The following is a 20423-nucleotide window of genomic DNA, read 5'->3' as shown; positions in this document are numbered from 1 at the left end:
CACCTCCTGATTTAATGACCTTATTGTCGAAAATCGCTGTCGGGTTTTACAGGGGTGATATAAGGTGAAAGAGAGTGATGACTTTTTAAAATGAGGCAAAATCGATGGAAAACCTTCTCGATGAGATCGACAGACACATATTAACCTGCCTGGTTGAAGATGCGCGCATGTCGCTGAAGGTGCTCAGTGGCCGTATCGGTTTGACCTCACCCAGCACGGCAGAACGGCTGAAAAGGCTGGAAGAACGCGGTGTGATTCAGGGATATCGTCCGCGGGTGAATCTGGCGGCGTTGGGATATACGCTGCAGGCGCTGGTGCGCGTGCGGCCGCTGCCTGGGTTGCTGCATAAAGTGGATAAGTACATTCAGGCGATGCCGGAGTGTATTGAGAGCGACAAAGTGACCGGGGAAGATTGCTTCGTGATCAGGCTGGTGGTGCGCTCGATAGAGCAACTGGATGTGTTGCTGGACGGGCTGGCGGAACATGCGCAGTGTAATACGTCGATTGTGAAGAGTTCGCCGGTGAAGCGACGATTGCCACCGATGTAGCTGCCTGTCGCCGGGTGGTGGCTGCGCCTTACCCGGCCTACAAAAGTGGGCTAAGTTCGGTTCTGTGATGATTTTTTTAAATGATGGTGGTGGGGGAAGGATTCGAACCTTCGAAGTCGATGACGGCAGATTTACAGTCTGCTCCCTTTGGCCGCTCGGGAACCCCACCAGGGGTAATTCACATTTTGAGGTAATGCTGAGAGATGGTGGTGGGGGAAGGATTCGAACCTTCGAAGTCGATGACGGCAGATTTACAGTCTGCTCCCTTTGGCCGCTCGGGAACCCCACCACGGGGTAATGCTATTTACTGGCCCGCTTCCTGCTGGAAGCGGGGCGCATCATATCAAATGACACGCCCCTGTAAAGCGTTACCACAATAAAAATAAACTGGTTGCCTGATTTTTACGCGCAAAGCTGGAAAGCTAACCAGTTCATTTCATTGTCGATTAAAGAATAATCGTTCTGTTACCGTAGACAAAGACACGCTGTGCCAGCACCTGATACAGCGCACGGCTTAACACATTCTTCTCAACGTCGCGGCCTGCGCGCATCATGTCTTCAGCCGTGTAGGTGTGATCCACGTGAATGACGTCCTGCATGATGATTGGGCCTTCGTCCAGATTGTCATTCACGTAGTGCGCGGTCGCGCCGATGATCTTCACGCCGCGCTCGTACGCCTGATGGTAAGGGCGGGCACCAATGAAGGCTGGCAGGAATGAGTGGTGAATGTTGATGATCTTGTTCGGGAAACGCGCCACGAAAGAGGGCGTCAGCACGCGCATATATTTCGCCAGCACCACGTAGTCCGGATTATGCGCTTCAATGGCTTCAGCCATCAGGTTGTCATGCTCTTCACGGGTATGGCCTTCATGGCTCACCAGTTCAAACGGAATATCAAACCGTTCAACCAGCGTGCGCAGGGTCTCGTGGTTGCCGATAACCGCGGCAATTTCAACATCCAGACCGCCGTAATTGGCTTTCATTAGCAGATCGCCCAGGCAGTGAGCTTCTTTCGTCACCAGAATCACAACGCGACGACGGCCCGCTGGATTCAGCTCACGCACCGAACCTTCCGGCAGCGCGCTGTCCAAATCGGCAAGCAGGGTGGTGTCGTTGAAAATACCTTCCAGTTCGGTTCGCATGAAGAAACGACCGGTACGGTGGTCAACGAACTCGTTGTTCTGCACGATATTCAGTTCATGTTTGTAGCAAATGTTGGTAATTCGTGCGATCAGCCCTTTTTGATCGGGACAGATAGTGCGCAGAACTTTACGTTGTAATGATTGCATCGCCGGGAAATCCTGTTTGTATTTGCGAAGTCTGGGTTGTCAGGCGTTACTGCCCGCAACACTTTTTAAATTTTTTACCTGAACCACAAGGGCAGGGATCGTTACGACCAAACTGTGGGCGCGTACCGTCAATATAATACCATTGCCCGCTTTCCTTTAAGAACCGGGAACGCTCGATAATGGCGCCAGGTTTATTGTTCTCGGTAAAGCGGGCGACAAAGCTGACAAAGCCTTCGTCGTCGTGACTGCCGGGTGACGATTCAAAGACGGTAAGTCCTAGCCATTGGGTATGCGTAAACCCGGCTTCGATCTCTTGTCTGAAGTCGGCGGCGTGGCAGGATGGGTGCCAGGTTTTTATCAGGTAGTCTGCGTCTTTGATCACAAAAGCAGTATACCGTGAACGCATGAGGTGTGACGGGTCCGGTGCAACCTGATTGCCAGAAAGATATCGCTGGCAACATAGGCTATACTCCAGAGCGCTACCACAGGGGCAGAGTTGAGACACGATTCTCTTCCTGGAATAAAAAATAAGGGCGTTAAACGCCTCGGGTAGCACTATGTTAACTGAGCTGTTGCGTTGACGCTATGTCAGGAATCCAGGGGAAGTAAAACAGGGCTAATGAGAAAGGTTAAAATTGGACTGGCGCTGGGCTCAGGTGCAGCCCGGGGATGGTCCCACATCGGCGTGATTAATGCCTTAAACAAGATGGGCGTTGACGTCGATATCGTTGCGGGATGTTCCATAGGATCGCTTGTCGGCTCCGCGTATGCGTGCGGCAAACTCCCGGAACTCGAAACCTGGGTACGTTCCTTCAGCTACTGGGACGTGCTTCGCCTGATGGATCTCTCCTGGCAACGCGGTGGACTGTTGCGCGGCGAACGCGTCTTTAACCAGTTCCGCCAGGTTATGCCTCTTCAGGACTTCACGGATTGTCAGATGCCTTTCGGCGCCGTCGCGACGAATCTCAGCACCGGACGCGAACTCTGGCTGACCGAAGGAGATATTCACCTTGCGGTGCGTGCCTCATGCAGCATTCCCGGGCTTATGGCACCTGTCCCCCATAACGGTTATTGGCTTGTCGACGGTGGCGTCGTTAATCCTGTTCCCATCTCTCTGACGCGTGCCATGGGGGCCGATATCGTGATTGCCGTGGATTTGCAGCACGATGCTCACCTGATGCAGCAAGACCTTATGCCGGTCAATCTCCAGAGCGAAGATGCCGAAGGCGAGAAGCTTGCCTGGCACGCGCGTTTGCGCGGAAGAATTGGGCGTCTGGCCGCACGACGCTCGGTCGCCGCACCGACGGCGATGGAAATCATGACCACCTCTATTCAGGTTCTTGAGAATCGCCTTAAACGTAACCGTATGGCTGGCGATCCTCCGGATATTCTTATTCAGCCATACTGTCCACAAATCTCTACCCTTGATTTCCATCGGGCTGAGGCCGCCATCGCAGCGGGCTCATTAGCCGTCGAAAAGAAAATAGACGAGTTGCTGCCATTTGTGCGAACAGCACGTTAAGCACCTTTTTTTGACTACTTCAGCAAAATCTGACAGGCGATAGTACCGATAGCATGCCACTATTTAGTAACTATCAGCCAGGGGAGGAACCATGACGCAGCCATTGGCCGGAAAACACATTTTGATTGTTGAAGACGAGCCCGTTTTCCGATCGCTACTGGATTCATGGTTATCCTCACTGGGCGCAAACACGTTACTGGCTGAAGATGGCATCGACGCGCTGGAAAAAATGACCAGCATTGCGCCCGATCTGATGATTTGCGATATCGCGATGCCGCGCATGAACGGACTGAAACTGGTTGAACATCTGCGTAACGAGGGTGACCAGATGCCCATTCTGGTGATCTCTGCGACAGAAAATATGGCGGATATCGCCAAAGCATTGCGCCTTGGCGTCCAGGATATCCTGCTTAAACCCGTTAAAGATCTGAACCGGTTACGTGAAACGGTATTAGCGTGCCTCTATCCGAATATGTTTAATTCCCGCGTTGAGGAAGAGGAACGTCTTTTCCAGGACTGGGACGCGCTGGTAAGTGATCCGCCTGCGGCAGCCAAACTGTTGCAAGAACTTCAGCCACCCGTTCAGCAGACTATTTCACACTGCCGCGTAAATTATCGCCAGCTGGTGGCGGCTGACCAGCCTGGGCTGGTGCTGGATATTGCGCCACTGTCTGACTCTGATCTCGCGTTTTATTCTCTGGACGTAACCCGTGCAGGGGATAATGGCGTATTAGCCGCGTTGTTACTTCGTGCGCTATTTAACGGTTTATTGCAGGAACAGTTATCGCATCAGGGACAACGGCTTCCTGAGTTAGGCAGTTTACTCAAACAAGTAAACCAGCTTTTTCGTCAGGCCAATTTACCGGGACAGTTCCCGCTGCTGGTGGGTTATTACCATAGCGGTTTAAAAAATCTTATCCTCGTTTCAGCAGGTCTGAATGCGTCACTGAATACGGGTGAACACCATATTCAGGTGAGTAACGGTGTACCGCTTGGAACACTGGGTACGGCGTATCTTAATCAAATTAGCCACCGTTGTTCCTCATGGCAGTGCCAAATTTGGGGGGCTGGGGGAAGGCTACGCTTAATGTTGTCCACGGAATAAGCAACTGGAGCGTAATTTTAAGATTGCTTTACCTCTGTTTTCTCGGGAGTGCTACTATCGCAGCCCAGAATCATGCGTATTTGTCCTAATTGATCGGCAACGCGTTCTTTTCAGACCCGGACTGCAGGGCGAGGCTGATATACTCAACGCGTTATTTATTGCATAAAAGTTCAAAACTTGAACAAATCAGGAGAATTTGAATGGCTGCCCTAAATTCGAAAGTCAGAAAGGCCGTCATCCCGGTAGCGGGATTGGGGACCAGGATGTTACCAGCAACTAAGGCGATTCCTAAAGAGATGTTGCCTCTGGTTGATAAGCCATTAATTCAGTATGTCGTCAATGAGTGTATTGCAGCCGGCATCACTGAAATTGTGCTGGTTACGCATTCATCAAAAAACTCTATCGAAAACCACTTCGATACAAGTTTTGAACTCGAAGCCATGCTGGAAAAACGTGTTAAGCGTCAGCTGTTAGAAGAAGTCCAGTCTATTTGCCCTCCGCACGTCACCATTATGCAGGTGCGTCAGGGGCTGGCTAAAGGCCTGGGTCACGCGGTGATGTGTGCACACCCGGTTGTCGGTGATGAGCCGGTAGCGGTTATTCTGCCTGACGTTATTCTGGATGAATACGAATCCGATCTTTCCCAGGACAACCTGGCAGAGATGATCAAGCGTTTCGATGAAACGGGTAGCAGCCAGATCATGGTTGAGCCTGTTGATGACGTGACGGCTTACGGCGTGGTTGACTGCAAAGGCGTTAACCTTGAACCCGGCGAAAGCGTACCTATGGTTGGCGTTGTAGAGAAGCCTAAAGCCGACGTAGCGCCTTCTAATCTGGCGGTTGTGGGTCGCTATGTCCTGAGTGCTGAAATCTGGCCTCTGCTGGCGAAAACGCCTCCAGGCGCAGGGGATGAAATCCAGCTGACGGATGCTATCGATATGCTGATCGAGAAAGAGACCGTTGAGGCTTACCATATGAAAGGTAAGAGCCATGACTGCGGTAATAAGCTCGGTTATATGCAGGCTTTCGTTGAATATGGCATTCGCCACAATTCACTGGGTGAAGAATTTAAAGCCTGGCTCAATGAGAGTATGGGTATTAAGAAATAACCCCCCGGTGTAAATGTCTGAAACCGGTGTGGCGTTGCCCACCGGTTTTTTTATGCCCATAAAACGCCCCGGGGTGCCTGATTGTAAGCATAGCTATATCGATGAATAACGCTTTATGACGTTGTGTAAGAGGATGTTTGCAATAAATTGCGGCCAAAAAAAATCCCGCCAGAAGCGGGATTTTTCTGAATTCGGCGTGATTAATCCTTGATCAGGAAGTCATCCAGCTGTTTACCTTGCTCATCCATAGCTTTCTTGATTACAGCAGGAGTGCGGCCCTGGCCAGTCCAGGTTTTAGTTTCGCCGTTCTCATCAACGTAGCTATATTTAGCTGGACGCGCAGCGCGTTTTGCTTTGGTACCGGTTTTAGCTGCAGCCATGCTGTTCAGCAATTCATTTGGATCGATACCATCAGCAATCAGCATTTCACGATATTGCTGCAGTTTACGAGTACGCTCTTCGATTTCAGCAGCAGCAGCGCTTTCTTCTTCGCGACGTTCATTAACTACAACTTCTAATTTTTCCAGCATTTCTTCGAGCGTTTCAAGGGTACATTCTCTTGCCTGCGCACGAAGAGTACGGATGTTGTTCAGAATTTTAAGTGCTTCGCTCATTGTAGTAATCTCAAACTTATAATGGGGGGTGGTTTGTTGTCCTAATAATAGAGCCATAAATTCAGTTGTGCAATAGCCTGGAATGTAAGGAATTCAAAAAATACTAAATTAAGCCACTATTATTAATTACGCTAACTTAAATTTCCTCGTCGTCTGTGTGTCGCTTGTAATCACGTTAACCTGCTTAACCCCGCCGATTGCATCTTTTTTTTGTGACATTTACCGCAGGAATTATAGTTTCGGCGGATAAATATCAGCCTTTTGTATTAGTTCCAGGCTGGGGTGTTAAGGCAGGAATAGTTAATAAATAGTGAATTTTAATGAACGCTGATGCCACTATAAAAAGAAGTGTTATGTTTGGCTCACCCTATAACATATTCACAAATGAGCTTATCTTTACTCTCTGTTTTAACGGATTATTTTCGTCAGAAGTAGCTGTTTTACACCTTTCAGCAAGGCATCTTCTGTGCGGCCTGTCGCGGAAGACCAGACAAAATATGGTACAATGAATCATCGGTAATATTACACATTGATTAGGGTTTTACGGCCAATGGCACAGCTTTATTTCTACTATTCGGCAATGAATGCCGGCAAATCTACCGCACTGCTGCAATCCTCATACAATTACCAGGAACGAGGGATGCGTACCGTTGTTTATACCGCTGAAATCGACGACCGCTTCGGTGCCGGAAAGGTGAGTTCAAGAATAGGCCTGTCTTCGCCAGCCAGATTGTTTAACCCGCAATCTGACCTGCTGAATGACATCCGCGCTGCGCATGCGTCAGAGCCTATTCATTGCGTTCTGGTTGATGAGAGCCAATTCCTGACGCGTGAACAGGTTCATGCGCTCTCTGAAGTGGTGGATGAGCTGGATATTCCCGTCCTGTGCTACGGGCTGCGTACGGACTTTCGCGGGGAGCTGTTCGCCGGGAGCCAGTATCTGCTCGCCTGGTCAGATAAGCTCGTGGAACTGAAAACTATCTGCTTCTGCGGACGTAAAGCCAGCATGGTGCTTCGACTCGATCAGGCCGGAAAACCTTATGCAGATGGGGAGCAGGTGGTGATAGGCGGCAATGAACGCTATGTCTCGGTCTGTCGTAAGCATTATAAAGAAGCGCTGTCAGTCGGCTCTCTGACGGTGATTCAGCACGACAACAGAAAATAACCTCTTTGGTATTCAGACATAAAAAAACCCGCCTGGAAGGCGGGTTTTTTCATCAGGCTGTCAGTTAAGCGCTTTTCTTCGCTTTCTTGTCAGCTTTAATGACAGGTGCTTCTGTTTTCACAGCAGCAACGTCACCTTCTTTGAACTCACGACCGTAGTAGGTATCCAGCAGAATCTGTTTCAGCTCGGAGATCAGTGGGTAGCGCGGGTTAGCACCAGTACACTGGTCATCGAATGCATCTTCAGACAGCTTGTCTACGTGAGCGAGGAAGTCAGCTTCCTGAACGCCTGCTTCACGGATAGATTTAGGAATACCCAGTTCAGCTTTCAGGCTTTCCAGCCATGCCAGCAGTTTCTCAATCTTCGCAGCAGTGCGGTCGCCCGGTGCGCTCAGACCAAGGTGGTCAGCGATTTCAGCATAACGACGGCGCGCTTGCGGACGGTCGTACTGGCTGAAAGCCGTCTGCTTGGTTGGGTTGTCGTTGGCGTTATAACGGATAACGTTGCTGATCAACAGGGCGTTCGCCAGACCGTGAGGAATGTGGAACTGTGAACCCAGTTTGTGCGCCATAGAGTGGCAAACACCCAGGAAGGCGTTCGCAAACGCGATACCGGCGATAGTGGCTGCACTGTGGACACGTTCGCGCGCTACAGGGTTCTTAGAACCTTCGTTGTAAGACGCTGGCAGGTTTTCTTTCAGCAGTTTCAGTGCCTGCAGAGCCTGACCGTCAGAGAACTCAGATGCCAGAACAGAAACGTAAGCTTCCAGAGCGTGAGTCACGGCATCCAGACCACCGAAGGCACACAGTGATTTCGGCATTTCCATAACCAGGTTGGCATCAACGATAGCCATATCTGGGGTCAGGGCGTAGTCAGCCAGTGGGTATTTCTGACCGGTTGCATCGTCAGTTACTACTGCAAATGGCGTAACTTCTGAACCCGTACCGGAAGTGGTGGTGACGGCGATCATTTTCGCTTTCACGCCCATTTTCGGGAACTTGTAGATACGTTTACGGATGTCCATAAAGCGCAGCGCCAGTTCTTCGAAGTGGGTTTCTGGATGTTCGTACATAACCCACATAATTTTCGCGGCATCCATTGGGGAACCACCACCCAGAGCGATAATCACATCTGGTTTGAAGGAGTTCGCCAGTTCAGCACCTTTACGCACCACGCTCAGTGTTGGGTCAGCTTCAACTTCAAAGAACACTTCAGTTTCAACGCCAGACGCTTTCAGAACAGAGGTGATCTGGTCAGCGTAGCCGTTGTTGAACAGGAAACGGTCAGTCACGATGAGCGCACGCTTGTGGCCATCAGTAATCACTTCATCCAGCGCGATTGGCAGAGAGCCACGGCGGAAGTAGATAGATTTCGGAAGTTTGTGCCACAACATGTTTTCAGCTCGCTTAGCAACGGTTTTCTTGTTGATCAGATGTTTCGGACCAACGTTTTCAGAGATGGAGTTACCACCCCAGGAACCACAACCCAGAGTCAGGGAAGGTGCGAGTTTGAAGTTGTACAGGTCACCGATACCACCCTGAGAAGCAGGGGTGTTAATCAGGATACGGGCAGTTTTCATCATCTGACCGAAGTGAGCAACACGCTCAGGCTGGTTGTCCTGGTCGGTGTACAGGCAAGAGGTGTGACCGATACCGCCCATGGCAACCAGTTTCTCGGCTTTCTCTACCGCGTCTTCGAAATCTTTCGCACGGTACATGGCAAGCGTAGGAGACAGTTTTTCGTGAGCAAACGGCTCGCTTTCGTCGACAACTTTTACTTCACCGATCAGGATCTTGGTGGTTGCCGGAACGGTAAAGCCTGCGAGTTCAGCAATTTTATAGGCGGGTTGACCTACGATAGCGGCGTTCAGTGCGCCATTTTTCAGAATGATGTCCTGAACCGCTTTCAGCTCTTTACCCTGCAGCAGGTAGCCGCCGTGGCTGGCGAAACGCTCGCGTACAGCGTCGTATACGGAATCAACCACAACAACAGACTGTTCAGATGCACAGATAACGCCGTTATCGAAGGTTTTAGACATCAGTACAGAAGCAACGGCACGTTTGATATCAGCAGTTTCGTCGATAACAACAGGGGTGTTACCCGCGCCAACACCGATGGCAGGTTTACCGGAGCTGTATGCAGCTTTAACCATGCCAGGACCACCGGTCGCCAGGATCAGGTTAATGTCAGGATGGTGCATCAGTGCGTTGGACAGCTCAACGGAAGGTTGGTCGATCCAGCCAATCAGATCTTTTGGTGCGCCTGCGGCAATCGCAGCCTGCAGAACGATATCTGCTGCCTTGTTGGTCGCATCTTTTGCACGTGGATGTGGAGAGAAGATAATTGCGTTACGCGTCTTCAGGCTGATCAGAGATTTGAAGATAGCCGTTGAAGTTGGGTTAGTCGTTGGAACAATACCGCAGATAATACCGATAGGTTCAGCGATGGTGATCGTGCCGAAGGTGTCGTCTTCAGACAGCACGCCACAGGTTTTCTCATCTTTATAGGCGTTGTAGATATACTCTGAAGCAAAGTGGTTTTTGATCACTTTATCTTCAACGATACCCATGCCAGATTCGGCAACGGCCATTTTAGCGAGAGGGATTCGAGCATCTGCAGCAGCCAGAGCGGCAGCGCGGAAGATTTTATCAACCTGTTCTTGGGTGAAATTGGCATATTCACGCTGGGCTTTTTTAACGCGCTCGACGAGGGCGTTCAGTTCAGCGATATTAGTAACAGCCATAATGCTCTCCTGATAATGTTTTAAACTCTTTTAGTAAACCAGCGCTCGATACGTCAGACAGTATAGACAGTGCCAATACGACTTGCGTTACATAAAGTAAAACAATGGGTTACTTTATGCTCCAGCACACTAATTTACTAAAAGAGCCTTACCTTAGCATCATCCCTTTTTGACAGGTGACCTTCCTGGGGGGCGTAATCAAGATTACTCACTTCTGAGTACGGAAATCATGATCTGCGTCAATTTCTCCCCAAGCTGATACCTTTCAGCAGGGTTATTTCATGGATATTTTTCCACTGTTAATTAATTAAGTAACTATTGGAAGTGGTGGCATCAATGATTCAACATATGTTTAACATTCTGAAATGCTAACGTTTTGGCACAGATTTCTGGTGAAGTATGCTAATAAAAAGCGTATCTTCAGCGCGATTTTTCATGACAACGTTGTCAGTCCCGGGCATGTGCAAAGGCGGAGCAAAACGTGATCCAAACGCTCTTTGATTTTCCAACGTATTTCAAATTTTTTATCGGTTTGTTTGCCCTGGTTAACCCGGTGGGTATCATTCCTGTCTTTATTAGTATGACCAGTTACCAGACGGCGGCGGCCCGGAACAAAACCAATCTCACCGCTAACCTGTCTGTGGCGATCATCTTGCTCACCTCGCTTTTCCTGGGGGATGCCATTCTCCAGGTCTTCGGTATCTCCATCGACTCCTTCCGCATTGCGGGTGGGATCCTGGTGGTGACCATCGCCATGTCGATGATCAGCGGTAAGCTGGGCGAGGATAAACAGAACAAGCAGGAGAAGTCAGAAACCGCGATACGCGAAAGTATCGGCGTGGTGCCACTGGCTTTACCGCTCATGGCCGGTCCCGGTGCCATCAGTTCAACCATTGTCTGGGGCACGCGTTACCATAGCCTCATGCACCTGATTGGCTTTTCTGTCGCCATTGCGCTTTTCGCGCTCTGCTGTTGGGGTGTATTCCGCATGGCGCCATGGCTGGTACGCCTGTTGGGACAGACGGGGATTAACGTCATCACCCGTATCATGGGGTTGTTGTTGATGGCGTTAGGGATCGAATTCATTGTCACCGGTATTAAAAGCATTTTCCCCGGCTTGTTACACTAATATTTCGAATGAAAGAACGGAGCTACGGCTCCGTTTTTTTTACGTGAATATCAGCAAATCATATAACTAAAGTTGAAATGCTCACATATCATAATAAATTCTACTAATAATGTTCATTTCTTTTATTTCAAAGAGTTATGAATTTCGCACAATCCCGCCTGCACAGAAAATCTTCGAACGCTCTGTTATTTTACTCACACGATACTCTGGGGCTTGCTGAGAGATAACCGAAATGTTATTAGTAATTTCAACTTTCCCTTAGAGGAATGTGCTAAATAATGATCAGTTGTTAAATTTTTGTACAAAGTCACTCAAAAGTAGCGCAGCGACGCGCGAGTAGAGGAAGTTTTCTCTACCTTATTGAATACCCGGTGTTTTTACCGGCTTTCGATGTCTGGCAGGGCTGCCCCCAACGATACGACGTACTTCGTAAAAGAGAATTGCTTAACAAATTTGCAAAATGTATTGGCGCGCGTTTACGCCATTTGATACTTTCCGGCCTATTATTTTGCGGCATAAAACAATCAGATGAGAATTATTTTCATATAGCTCTCTTCTCAGATATCCAGCTCAGGTCTCAAACAGGGGAGGCCTGTGAAGAATCGACGCAAGACGGCCATACGAGCAGTCAGTAATAAAAAAAGTCGGTGATAGCAAGTAGTAAAAGAAGAACCTGACAGCAGCAAAAAAAACTCCTGCGCTGTACAGGCCCCAACAGGGGAATAGACAGCTGGCGAAAGCCAGTAATTATAATGAGTGGAGTACCAACACAATGTCCATCATCACAAAAAAAAATCTGGTAGCGGCGGGGATTTTGACTGCGCTAATCGCGGGCAATGCTGCAATGGCTGCGGACGTTCCTGCAGGAGTACAACTGGCGGAGAAACAGACGCTGGTGCGTAACAACGGTGCGGAAGTTCAGTCTCTTGACCCGCACAAAATTGAAGGTGTTCCTGAGTCAAACGTTAACCGTGACCTGTTCGAAGGTCTGCTGGTGACTGACGTTGACGGCCACCCGGCACCGGGTGTGGCAGAAAAGTGGGAAAATAAAGATTTTAAAGTCTGGACCTTCCATCTGCGTAAAGATGCCAAATGGTCCGACGGTACGCCGGTTACCGCCGAAGATTTCGTGTATAGCTGGCAGCGCCTGGCGAATCCAAATACCGCCTCTCCGTATGCGAGCTATCTGCAATATGGCCACATCGCCAATATCGATGACATCATCGCCGGTAAAAAGCCGGTCACCGACCTGGGCGTGAAAGCGATCGATGCCAATACCTTTGAAGTGACGTTGAGCGAACCTGTTCCGTACTTCTATAAGTTGCTGGTTCACCCATCCGTTTCCCCGGTACCAAAATCCGCTGTGGAAAAATTTGGTGAAAAATGGACGCAACCTGCCAATATCGTGACCAACGGTGCCTATAAGCTGAAAGACTGGGTGGTCAACGAACGTATGGTCCTGGAGCGTAACCCGCAATACTGGGATAACGCGAAGACCGTGATTAATCAGGTCACCTACCTGCCAATCTCTTCTGAAGTAACGGATGTTAACCGCTACCGTAGCGGTGAAATCGACATGACCTATAACAACATGCCGATTGAACTGTTCCAGAAGCTGAAAAAAGAGATCCCGAAAGAAGTTCACGTCGACCCATACCTGTGCACCTATTACTACGAAATCAACAACCAGAAAGCACCGTTCACCGACGTACGCGTTCGTACTGCGCTGAAGCTGGCACTGGATCGCGATATTATCGTGAACAAAGTGAAAAACCAGGGCGATCTCCCGGCGTATAGCTACACCCCTCCTTATACCGATGGAATGAAACTGGTTGAGCCTGAATGGTTCAAGTGGTCACAGGAAAAACGTAACGAAGAAGCGAAAAAGCTGCTGGCTGAAGCGGGCTACACTGCCGATAAGCCATTGACGTTTAACCTGCTGTACAACACGTCAGATCTGCATAAAAAACTGGCTATCGCCGTCGCGTCTATCTGGAAGAAAAACCTGGGCGTCAACGTTAAGCTGGAAAACCAGGAGTGGAAAACCTTCCTCGATACGCGTCATCAGGGGACCTTCGACGTGGCGCGTGCAGGCTGGTGTGCGGACTATAACGAACCGACCTCCTTCCTGAACACGATGCTCAGCGACAGTTCAAACAACACTGCGCACTATAAGAGCCCGGCGTTCGACAAGATCATCGCTGATACGCTGAAAGTGTCTGACGATGCGCAACGCGCAGAATTGTACGCGAAATCTGAAGAGCAGCTCGATAAAGACTCTGCAATCGTACCGGTTTACTACTACGTTAACGCCCGTCTGGTGAAACCGTGGGTAGGGGGTTATACCGGTAAAGACCCGTTGGATAATATTTCCGTTAAGAATCTTTATATTATCAAGCATTAATGGCAATACGTGGGGTGAGCCTGGCTTGCCCCACTGTGTCTACTTTGTAACATTCATCAGGCACACGCCAGAAGGTACGGGCAATGTTGAAATTTATCCTGCGTCGCTGTCTAGAAGCGATACCAACGTTATTTATTCTAATTACGATTTCCTTCTTTATGATGCGTCTCGCACCGGGAAGTCCATTTACCGGTGAACGTACGCTGCCGCCGGAAGTTATGGCGAATATCGAGGCGAAGTATCACTTAAACGATCCCATCACTACCCAATACTTCAATTATTTGAAGCAGCTGGCGCACGGTGATTTTGGACCGTCATTTAAATATAAAGACTATTCCGTAAACGACCTGGTGGCCTCCAGCTTCCCGGTTTCGGCAAAACTGGGTGCTGCGGCATTCATTCTGGCCGTCGTTCTCGGGGTCACCGCAGGCGTTATCGCCGCGCTCAGACAAAATACCAAATGGGATTATGCCGTAATGGGGGTGGCAATGACCGGGGTAGTGATACCCAGCTTCGTTGTCGCGCCATTACTGGTGATGATATTTGCCATTACGCTGAAGTGGCTGCCTGGCGGCGGCTGGAACGGCGGGGCGCTGAAGTTCATGATTTTGCCAATGGTGGCATTATCTCTGGCCTATATCGCCAGTATCGCGCGTATTACCCGTGGTTCTATGATCGAAGTGCTGCATTCGAACTTCATCCGCACCGCGCGCGCGAAAGGGCTGCCGATGCGCCGGATTATCTTCCGCCACGCGCTCAAACCGGCGCTGCTGCCGGTGCTCTCCTATATGGGGCCTGCATTCGTTGGGATCATCACGGGCTCGATGGTTATCGAAACCATCTACGGTCTGCCGGGCATTGGTCAGCTGTTCGTTAACGGCGCGCTCAACCGCGACTATTCGCTGGTACTGAGCCTGACGATCCTCGTTGGTGCGCTCACCATTCTCTTTAACGCGATCGTTGATGTGCTGTATGCCGTCATCGACCCGAAAATCCGTTACTAACTGGAGCACGCCATGATGTTGAGTAAGAAAAACAGCGAGGCGCTGGAAAACTTCAGTGAAAAACTGGAAGTGGAAGGTCGTAGTCTCTGGCAGGATGCACGCCGTCGCTTTATGCACAACCGTGCCGCCGTCGCCAGTCTGGTGGTTCTGGTGATCATCGCGCTGTTTGTGACCCTGGCACCGATGCTGTCGCAATTTACCTATTTCGATACGGACTGGGGCATGATGTCCAGCGCGCCGGATATGGAATCCGGTCACTATTTCGGGACCGACTCATCCGGCCGTGATCTGCTGGTGCGCGTCGCGATTGGTGGGCGTATCTCGTTGATGGTCGGTATCGCCGCCGCGCTGGTGGCGGTAATTCTGGGGACGCTCTACGGCTCACTTTCCGGCTACCTTGGCGGCAAAGTGGACTCAGTGATGATGCGTTTGCTGGAAATCCTGAACTCCTTCCCGTTTATGTTCTTCGTCATTCTGCTGGTGACCTTCTTCGGCCAGAACATTCTGTTGATTTTCGTGGCCATCGGGATGGTTTCCTGGCTGGATATGGCGCGTATCGTGCGCGGCCAGACGTTGAGCCTGAAACGTAAAGAATTTATTGAAGCCGCGCAGGTTGGTGGCGTATCTACCCGAAATATCGTGGTTCGCCATATTGTTCCTAACGTGCTGGGGGTGGTTGTGGTCTATGCCTCACTGCTGGTGCCAAGCATGATCCTGTTTGAATCCTTCCTCAGCTTCCTGGGGCTGGGTACGCAGGAACCACTGAGCAGCTGGGGCGCGCTGTTGAGCGATGGTGCAAACTCGATGGAAGTGTCACCGTGGCTGTTGCTCTACCCGGCGGGTTTCCTGGTGGTCACACTGTTTTGTTTCAACTTTATCGGCGATGGCCTGCGTGATGCCCTCGACCCGAAAGACCGTTAAGGAGCGCCGTCATGACAATTATTGAAACGGCCACTGCGCCACAGGCGCAACAGCAGAGCAATCTTCTGCTGGACGTAAAAGACCTCCGTGTGACCTTTAAAACCCCTGACGGGGATGTTACCGCCGTCAACGATCTCAACTTCAACCTGAGCGCGGGTGAAACGCTGGGGATTGTCGGTGAATCCGGCTCCGGAAAATCCCAGACCGCCTTTGCGTTGATGGGCCTGCTGGCATCTAACGGTGTGATTGGTGGTTCCGCAAAATTCAATGGTCGCGAAATCCTCAACCTGCCGGAGCACGAGCTGAACAAGCTGCGTGCCGAGCAGATCTCGATGATTTTCCAGGACCCAATGACCTCGCTGAACCCTTATATGCGCGTCGGTGAGCAGCTGATGGAAGTCCTGATGCTGCATAAAGGTCTGGGGAAAGCGGAAGCGTTTGAGGAATCCGTCAAAATGCTGGATGCGGTAAAAATGCCGGAAGCGCGTAAGCGCATGCGCATGTTCCCGCACGAATTCTCCGGCGGTATGCGTCAGCGCGTGATGATTGCTATGGCGTTGCTGTGCCGGCCAAAACTGCTGATTGCCGATGAACCGACTACCGCACTGGACGTTACCGTTCAGGCGCAAATCATGACCCTGCTGAACGAGCTTAAGCGTGAGTTCAACACGGCGATTATCATGATTACCCACGATCTGGGTGTTGTTGCCGGTATCTGTGACAAAGTACTGGTGATGTATGCCGGTCGTACGATGGAATACGGCAAAGCGCGTGACGTGTTCTATCAGCCTGCCCATCCATACTCCATTGGCCTGCTGAACGCGGTGCCGCGGCTTGATGCGGAAGGGGAATCCCTGCTCACCATTCCGGGCAACCCGCCAAACCTGCTGCGTCTGCCAAAAGGCTGTCCGTTCCAGCCGCGCTGTCCGCATGCGATGGAAATCTGCAACAGCGCACCGCCGCTGGAAGCATTTGCACCAGGCCGTCTGCGCGCCTGCTTTAAGCCGCAGGAGGAGCTGGTATGAACGCATTAGATGAAAAACGCAATGTGCTGCTCGAAATCGCTGACCTTAAAGTGCATTTCGACATTAAGGACGGTAAACAGTGGTTCTGGCAGCCGCCGAAAACCCTAAAAGCGGTCGATGGCGTCACCCTGCGTCTGTACGAGGGGGAGACCCTGGGGGTCGTGGGCGAGTCCGGCTGTGGGAAATCCACTTTCGCACGTGCCATTATCGGCCTGGTCAAAGCTACCGACGGAAAAGTGGCGTGGCTGGGTAAAGACCTGCTGGGGATGAAGCCCGACGAGTGGCGCGACGTGCGAAGCGACATCCAGATGATTTTCCAGGATCCGCTGGCATCACTTAACCCGCGTATGACCATCGGAGAGATTATTGCCGAGCCGCTGCGCACCTATCATCCTAAGATGCCGCGTCAGGAAGTCCGTGACCGCGTAAAGGCGATGATGCTGAAAGTGGGGCTGTTGCCTAACCTTATTAACCGTTATCCGCACGAATTCTCCGGCGGTCAGTGTCAGCGTATTGGTATTGCGCGTGCGCTGATCCTTGAGCCGAAGCTGATTATCTGTGATGAACCGGTTTCCGCGCTGGACGTTTCCATTCAGGCGCAGGTGGTAAACCTGCTGCAGAAGCTGCAGCGCGAGATGGGGCTGTCGCTGATCTTCATTGCGCACGATCTGGCCGTGGTAAAACACATTTCTGACCGCGTGCTGGTGATGTATCTGGGTCATGCCGTGGAGCTGGGCACGTATGATGAGGTGTACCACAATCCGCTGCACCCTTACACCAAAGCACTGATGTCTGCAGTACCCATCCCCGATCCCGATCTGGAGAAAAATAAAACAATCCAGCTTCTGGAAGGAGAATTGCCTTCACCAATTAACCCGCCGTCAGGTTGCGTTTTCCGTACGCGCTGCCCGATGGCCGGGCCGGAATGTGCGAAAACACGACCGGTTCTGGAAGGCAGTTTCCGACATGCGGTTTCCTGCCTGAAAGTAGACCCGTTATAATCGCAAGGGCTGACATGATGTCAGCCCTTATTTATTGCGAGGTTACCGTGTCGCGTTTATTCACTTCAGCCCGTCGACGGCTCTATCATCTTTTATTCGATCCAAAAACGGTATCGGGACGCCGTTTTGAGGGACTCTGCGCGCTGTTTGCGTTACTCAGCGTCATTGTCATCTTTATTGAATCCGGTGTCGGGACACAATATCACCTGACATTTGATGAATGGCATGCCTTTGTCTGGCTTGAACTGGCGATCACCCTGGTCTTTACCGCTGAGTATATTCTGCGGGTCGTTTGCTGGCCCAATCCGGCAAAGTACGTATTCAGCTTCTGGGGTTTTATCGATTTAGCGACGATCCTGCCGCTCTATGTTATGTGGCTATGGCCAGAAATCAGTCTCAACTATGTATTCGCCTGGCGCGCCATGCGCGTGATTCGCGTATTGCGAATTCTTAAATTGCTGCGTTTTATGCCGTCGCTGCGCGTATTCTGGAGTGCCATCGTTAGCGCACGACATCAGCTTATTCTGTTTTACTCGTTTATTGCCATTGTGATGATTGTTTTCGGCGCGCTGATGTATTTGATAGAAGGGCCCAAATATGGCTTCACAACGCTCAACGCATCCGTCTACTGGGCTATCGTGACCGTGACGACAGTGGGGTACGGTGATATCACACCCCATACGCCGCTGGGGCGCATAGTGGCATCCGTGCTCATTCTGATTGGGTATTCGGTGATTGCTATCCCGACGGGGTTAATTACCACGCACATGAGCAGTGCATTTCAAAGCCACAAAGCGCAGCGTAAATGTCCGCGCTGTCATCAGGGTGAGCATGAGCAGAGCGCGCGGTTTTGCAACCGCTGTGGTAGCGAGTTACCGTAGTAAATAAATAAGGCTGCCATCGCAGCCTTTTTTATTATTCGCGCCAGAGAATGTGGCACAGCTTGTGGTCTTTCTCCCGGCAGAGCAGGACGCGAGCGAAAATGTCGTTAATTTCCCCACCATCTTCATCAGCCAGCCCAATCACCACTTCGGCAAAGAAGTCAGGATTCAGGTCGAAATCCACATGTTCAGCCCAGTCTTCTGCTGGGTCGAACAATTCGGCACCGCCGCGCTCTTCGAACTGCAGATTAAAGAGGATCACGTCCGCGGGATCGAGGTTATCAACCGCCAGTTCGAGAAAAATGTCATAGGCCTGCTCGAGCGTTTCGTCTTCGGTCAGGCGATTGTTCAGATCCATTTCCATGATGACTACCTGTTTAACATCGTTGGGCACGTTTTACAGCAACGGACTAAAGAAGTAAAACAGTCGTTCAGCTATTCTCTGCCACAGCGGGCGTTTTACCCACAGCCTGGCATCCAGCAGCCGCGAGCGGGAGATATAATCATCCTGCACCGCCGCCAGGTCACCGCCAAATCCGGCGTCATCAATCACCAGAGTGATTTCAAAGTTCAGCCACAGGCTGCGCATATCGAGGTTTACCGTGCCCACCAGGCTTAATTCGCCGTCGACAAGCACGCTCTTGGTGTGCAGCAGCCCGCCTTCAAACTGGTATATTTTCACCCCGGCGGCCAGCAGTTCGCTAAAGAAGGCGCGGCTGGCCCAGCCCACCAGAAGCGAGTCATTTTTGCGGGGCAAAATGATACTCACATCGACACCGCGCTGCGCTGCGGTACAGATCGCGTGCAGCAGGTCATCGCTGGGGACGAAGTAGGGCGTCGTCATGATCAAATATTCACGCGCTGAGTAGGTAGCCGTCAGCAGCGCCTGATGAATTAAGTCCTCCGGGAATCCCGGCCCGGAGGCAATGGTATGAATAGTATGACCGCTGGCCTCTTCAAACGGCATGATGTTGCCATCTGGCGGTGGGGGCAGAATACGCTTGCCGGTCTCTATCTCCCAGTCGCATGAGTACACGATTCCCATCGAGGTGGCAATCGGCCCCTCCATTCGTGCCATCAGATCCACCCATTGCCCGACGCCGGAGTCCTGTTTAAAGAAGCGCGGGTCAACCATGTTCATACTGCCGGTGTAGGCAATATAATTATCAATCATGATCATTTTACGGTGCTGGCGTAGGTCCATCCGGCGCAGAAAGACGCGCAGGAGATTTACCTTCAGCGCCTCAACCACTTCGATACCGGCATTACGCATCATGCCTGCCCAGGGGCTGCGGAAAAACGCCACGCTGCCTGCGGAGTCCAGCATCAGACGGCAGTGGATCCCCCGACGCGCGGCCGCCATCAGGGATTCAGCGACCTGGTCGGCCATGCCGCCGGGCTGCCAGATATAGAACACCATCTCAATGTTATGGCGAGCAAGCTGGATATCGCGGATCAACGCCTGCATCACGTCATCGGAGGAGGTCAGAAGCTGGAGCTGGTTCCCCTTAACGCCGCCAATCCCCTGACGCCGTTCGCAGAGCTTAAACAGCGAGGAGGCTACGCTGCTGTTCTCCTCGGCAAAGATATGTTTGCAGGCTTTAAGATCGTTAAGCCACTTCGCGGTGGAAGGCCACATGGCACGCGCCCGCTCGGCCCGGCGTTTACCCAGATGAAGCTCACCGAAAGAGAGATAGGCAATAATTCCCACCAGCGGGAGGATGTAAATGATCAGAAGCCAGGCCATGGCAGAGGGTACGGCTCTGCGCTTCATCAGGATGCGTAATGTCACACCCGCGATTAACAGCCAGTATCCCAAAATGACCAGCCAACTCACCACGGTGTAGAAGGTTGTCATGGTTAAAAAATCCTTTTGAAAGCGTATTGTTATGAGTGTACGCATCAGGATTCATCTGGCAAATAAAAACGCCAGGTAAAAGCGCTGGTTTGCTGCCGGGTTGGG

At 51.2% G+C, this 20423-nt stretch carries 18 protein-coding genes and 2 tRNA genes; 12 read left to right on the top strand and 8 right to left on the bottom strand.

Annotation, left to right across the window (positions count from 1 at the left end):
• Positions 1-104 precede the first annotated feature (104 nt).
• On the top strand, positions 105-548 hold the full coding sequence (locus A4308_RS17220) for an Lrp/AsnC family transcriptional regulator (RefSeq protein WP_063308688.1): 444 nt from the start codon (positions 105-107) through the stop codon (positions 546-548).
• A gap of 84 nt (positions 549-632) precedes the next feature.
• Here the strand turns inward: A4308_RS17220 and A4308_RS17215 are convergent.
• From A4308_RS17215 to A4308_RS17200, 4 genes are all read right to left on the bottom strand, one after another.
• Positions 633-717 (bottom strand) — tRNA-Tyr (locus A4308_RS17215).
• Between the two features lie 35 nt (positions 718-752).
• Positions 753-837, bottom strand: a tRNA-Tyr gene (locus A4308_RS17210).
• Between the two features lie 157 nt (positions 838-994).
• Positions 995-1837: a formyltetrahydrofolate deformylase gene (gene purU, locus A4308_RS17205; RefSeq protein ID WP_014884171.1), complete on the bottom strand. Its 843-nt coding sequence runs from the start codon at positions 1835-1837 to the stop codon at positions 995-997.
• A gap of 46 nt (positions 1838-1883) precedes the next feature.
• On the bottom strand, positions 1884-2342 hold the full coding sequence (locus tag A4308_RS17200) for a YchJ family protein (RefSeq protein WP_023330576.1): 459 nt from the start codon (positions 2340-2342) through the stop codon (positions 1884-1886).
• A gap of 114 nt (positions 2343-2456) precedes the next feature.
• On the opposite strand from A4308_RS17200, the gene rssA reads away from it, so the two are divergent.
• The 3 genes from rssA to galU all read left to right on the top strand — a co-directional run bounded on the left by rssA (position 2457) and on the right by galU (position 5573).
• The gene (rssA, locus tag A4308_RS17195; protein ID WP_023330575.1) at positions 2457-3359 is read left to right on the top strand and encodes a patatin-like phospholipase RssA; all 903 of its coding nucleotides are present in this window, start codon (positions 2457-2459) and stop codon (positions 3357-3359) included.
• 91 nt (positions 3360-3450) lie between these two features.
• A complete protein-coding gene (rssB, locus tag A4308_RS17190) occupies positions 3451-4464 on the top strand; it encodes a two-component system response regulator RssB (RefSeq protein WP_014884168.1) in 1014 nt (337 codons plus the stop codon).
• 200 nt (positions 4465-4664) lie between these two features.
• Positions 4665-5573: a UTP--glucose-1-phosphate uridylyltransferase GalU gene (galU, locus tag A4308_RS17185; RefSeq protein ID WP_014884167.1), complete on the top strand. Its 909-nt coding sequence runs from the start codon at positions 4665-4667 to the stop codon at positions 5571-5573.
• Between the two features lie 200 nt (positions 5574-5773).
• On the opposite strand, the gene hns is transcribed toward galU, so the two are convergent.
• Positions 5774-6187: a histone-like nucleoid-structuring protein H-NS gene (gene hns / locus A4308_RS17180; protein ID WP_008502781.1), complete on the bottom strand. Its 414-nt coding sequence runs from the start codon at positions 6185-6187 to the stop codon at positions 5774-5776.
• A 550-nt stretch (positions 6188-6737) separates the two neighbouring features.
• Between hns and tdk the strand changes: the two genes are divergently transcribed.
• Entirely contained in the window at positions 6738-7352 is a 615-nt protein-coding gene (gene tdk / locus A4308_RS17175) for a thymidine kinase (RefSeq protein ID WP_049010649.1), read from the top strand.
• 64 nt (positions 7353-7416) lie between these two features.
• On the opposite strand, the gene adhE is transcribed toward tdk, so the two are convergent.
• Positions 7417-10095, bottom strand: coding sequence for a bifunctional acetaldehyde-CoA/alcohol dehydrogenase (adhE, locus tag A4308_RS17170; RefSeq protein ID WP_023330573.1), 2679 nt, complete (start codon positions 10093-10095; stop codon positions 7417-7419).
• 481 nt (positions 10096-10576) lie between these two features.
• Between adhE and A4308_RS17165 the strand changes: the two genes are divergently transcribed.
• From A4308_RS17165 to A4308_RS17135, 7 genes are all read left to right on the top strand, one after another.
• Positions 10577-11224, top strand: a complete 648-nt coding sequence (locus tag A4308_RS17165) for a YchE family NAAT transporter (RefSeq protein ID WP_006810888.1) — start codon at positions 10577-10579, stop codon at positions 11222-11224.
• 772 nt (positions 11225-11996) lie between these two features.
• Positions 11997-13628, top strand: coding sequence for an oligopeptide ABC transporter substrate-binding protein OppA (oppA, locus tag A4308_RS17160; RefSeq protein ID WP_023330572.1), 1632 nt, complete (start codon positions 11997-11999; stop codon positions 13626-13628).
• An 83-nt stretch (positions 13629-13711) separates the two neighbouring features.
• On the top strand, positions 13712-14632 hold the full coding sequence (oppB, locus tag A4308_RS17155; RefSeq protein ID WP_014884162.1) for an oligopeptide ABC transporter permease OppB: 921 nt from the start codon (positions 13712-13714) through the stop codon (positions 14630-14632).
• A 12-nt stretch (positions 14633-14644) separates the two neighbouring features.
• Positions 14645-15553, top strand: coding sequence for an oligopeptide ABC transporter permease OppC (gene oppC, locus A4308_RS17150; protein WP_014884161.1), 909 nt, complete (start codon positions 14645-14647; stop codon positions 15551-15553).
• Positions 15554-15564: 11 nt separating this feature from the next.
• Complete coding sequence (locus tag A4308_RS17145) at positions 15565-16578, top strand: ABC transporter ATP-binding protein (protein WP_014884160.1); 1014 nt, start codon at positions 15565-15567, stop codon at positions 16576-16578.
• Entirely contained in the window at positions 16575-17579 is a 1005-nt protein-coding gene (gene oppF, locus A4308_RS17140) for a murein tripeptide/oligopeptide ABC transporter ATP-binding protein OppF (RefSeq protein ID WP_014884159.1), read from the top strand. Before A4308_RS17145 ends, oppF begins: the two co-directional genes overlap by 4 nt.
• A gap of 14 nt (positions 17580-17593) precedes the next feature.
• Positions 17594-18460 (top strand): ion transporter, encoded by an 867-nt coding sequence (locus tag A4308_RS17135; protein ID WP_045281227.1) that lies wholly within the window; start codon positions 17594-17596, stop codon positions 18458-18460.
• A gap of 34 nt (positions 18461-18494) precedes the next feature.
• On the opposite strand, the gene A4308_RS17130 is transcribed toward A4308_RS17135, so the two are convergent.
• Both A4308_RS17130 and cls read right to left on the bottom strand, forming a co-directional pair.
• Positions 18495-18824 carry an HI1450 family dsDNA-mimic protein gene (locus A4308_RS17130; RefSeq protein WP_003856748.1) on the bottom strand — a complete coding sequence of 110 codons (330 nt, stop codon included), beginning with the start codon at positions 18822-18824 and terminating at the stop codon, positions 18495-18497.
• A 33-nt stretch (positions 18825-18857) separates the two neighbouring features.
• On the bottom strand, positions 18858-20318 hold the full coding sequence (gene cls, locus A4308_RS17125; RefSeq protein ID WP_008502791.1) for a cardiolipin synthase: 1461 nt from the start codon (positions 20316-20318) through the stop codon (positions 18858-18860).
• Positions 20319-20423 lie beyond the last annotated feature (105 nt).

It is taken from the genome of Enterobacter sp. ODB01 (genome assembly GCF_001623605.1).
In the GTDB taxonomy this organism is placed as follows: Bacteria; Pseudomonadota; Gammaproteobacteria; order Enterobacterales; family Enterobacteriaceae; genus Enterobacter; species Enterobacter kobei.
Note: the sequence above shows the minus strand (reverse complement) of the source record. Positions and strands in the feature narration are given on the sequence as shown.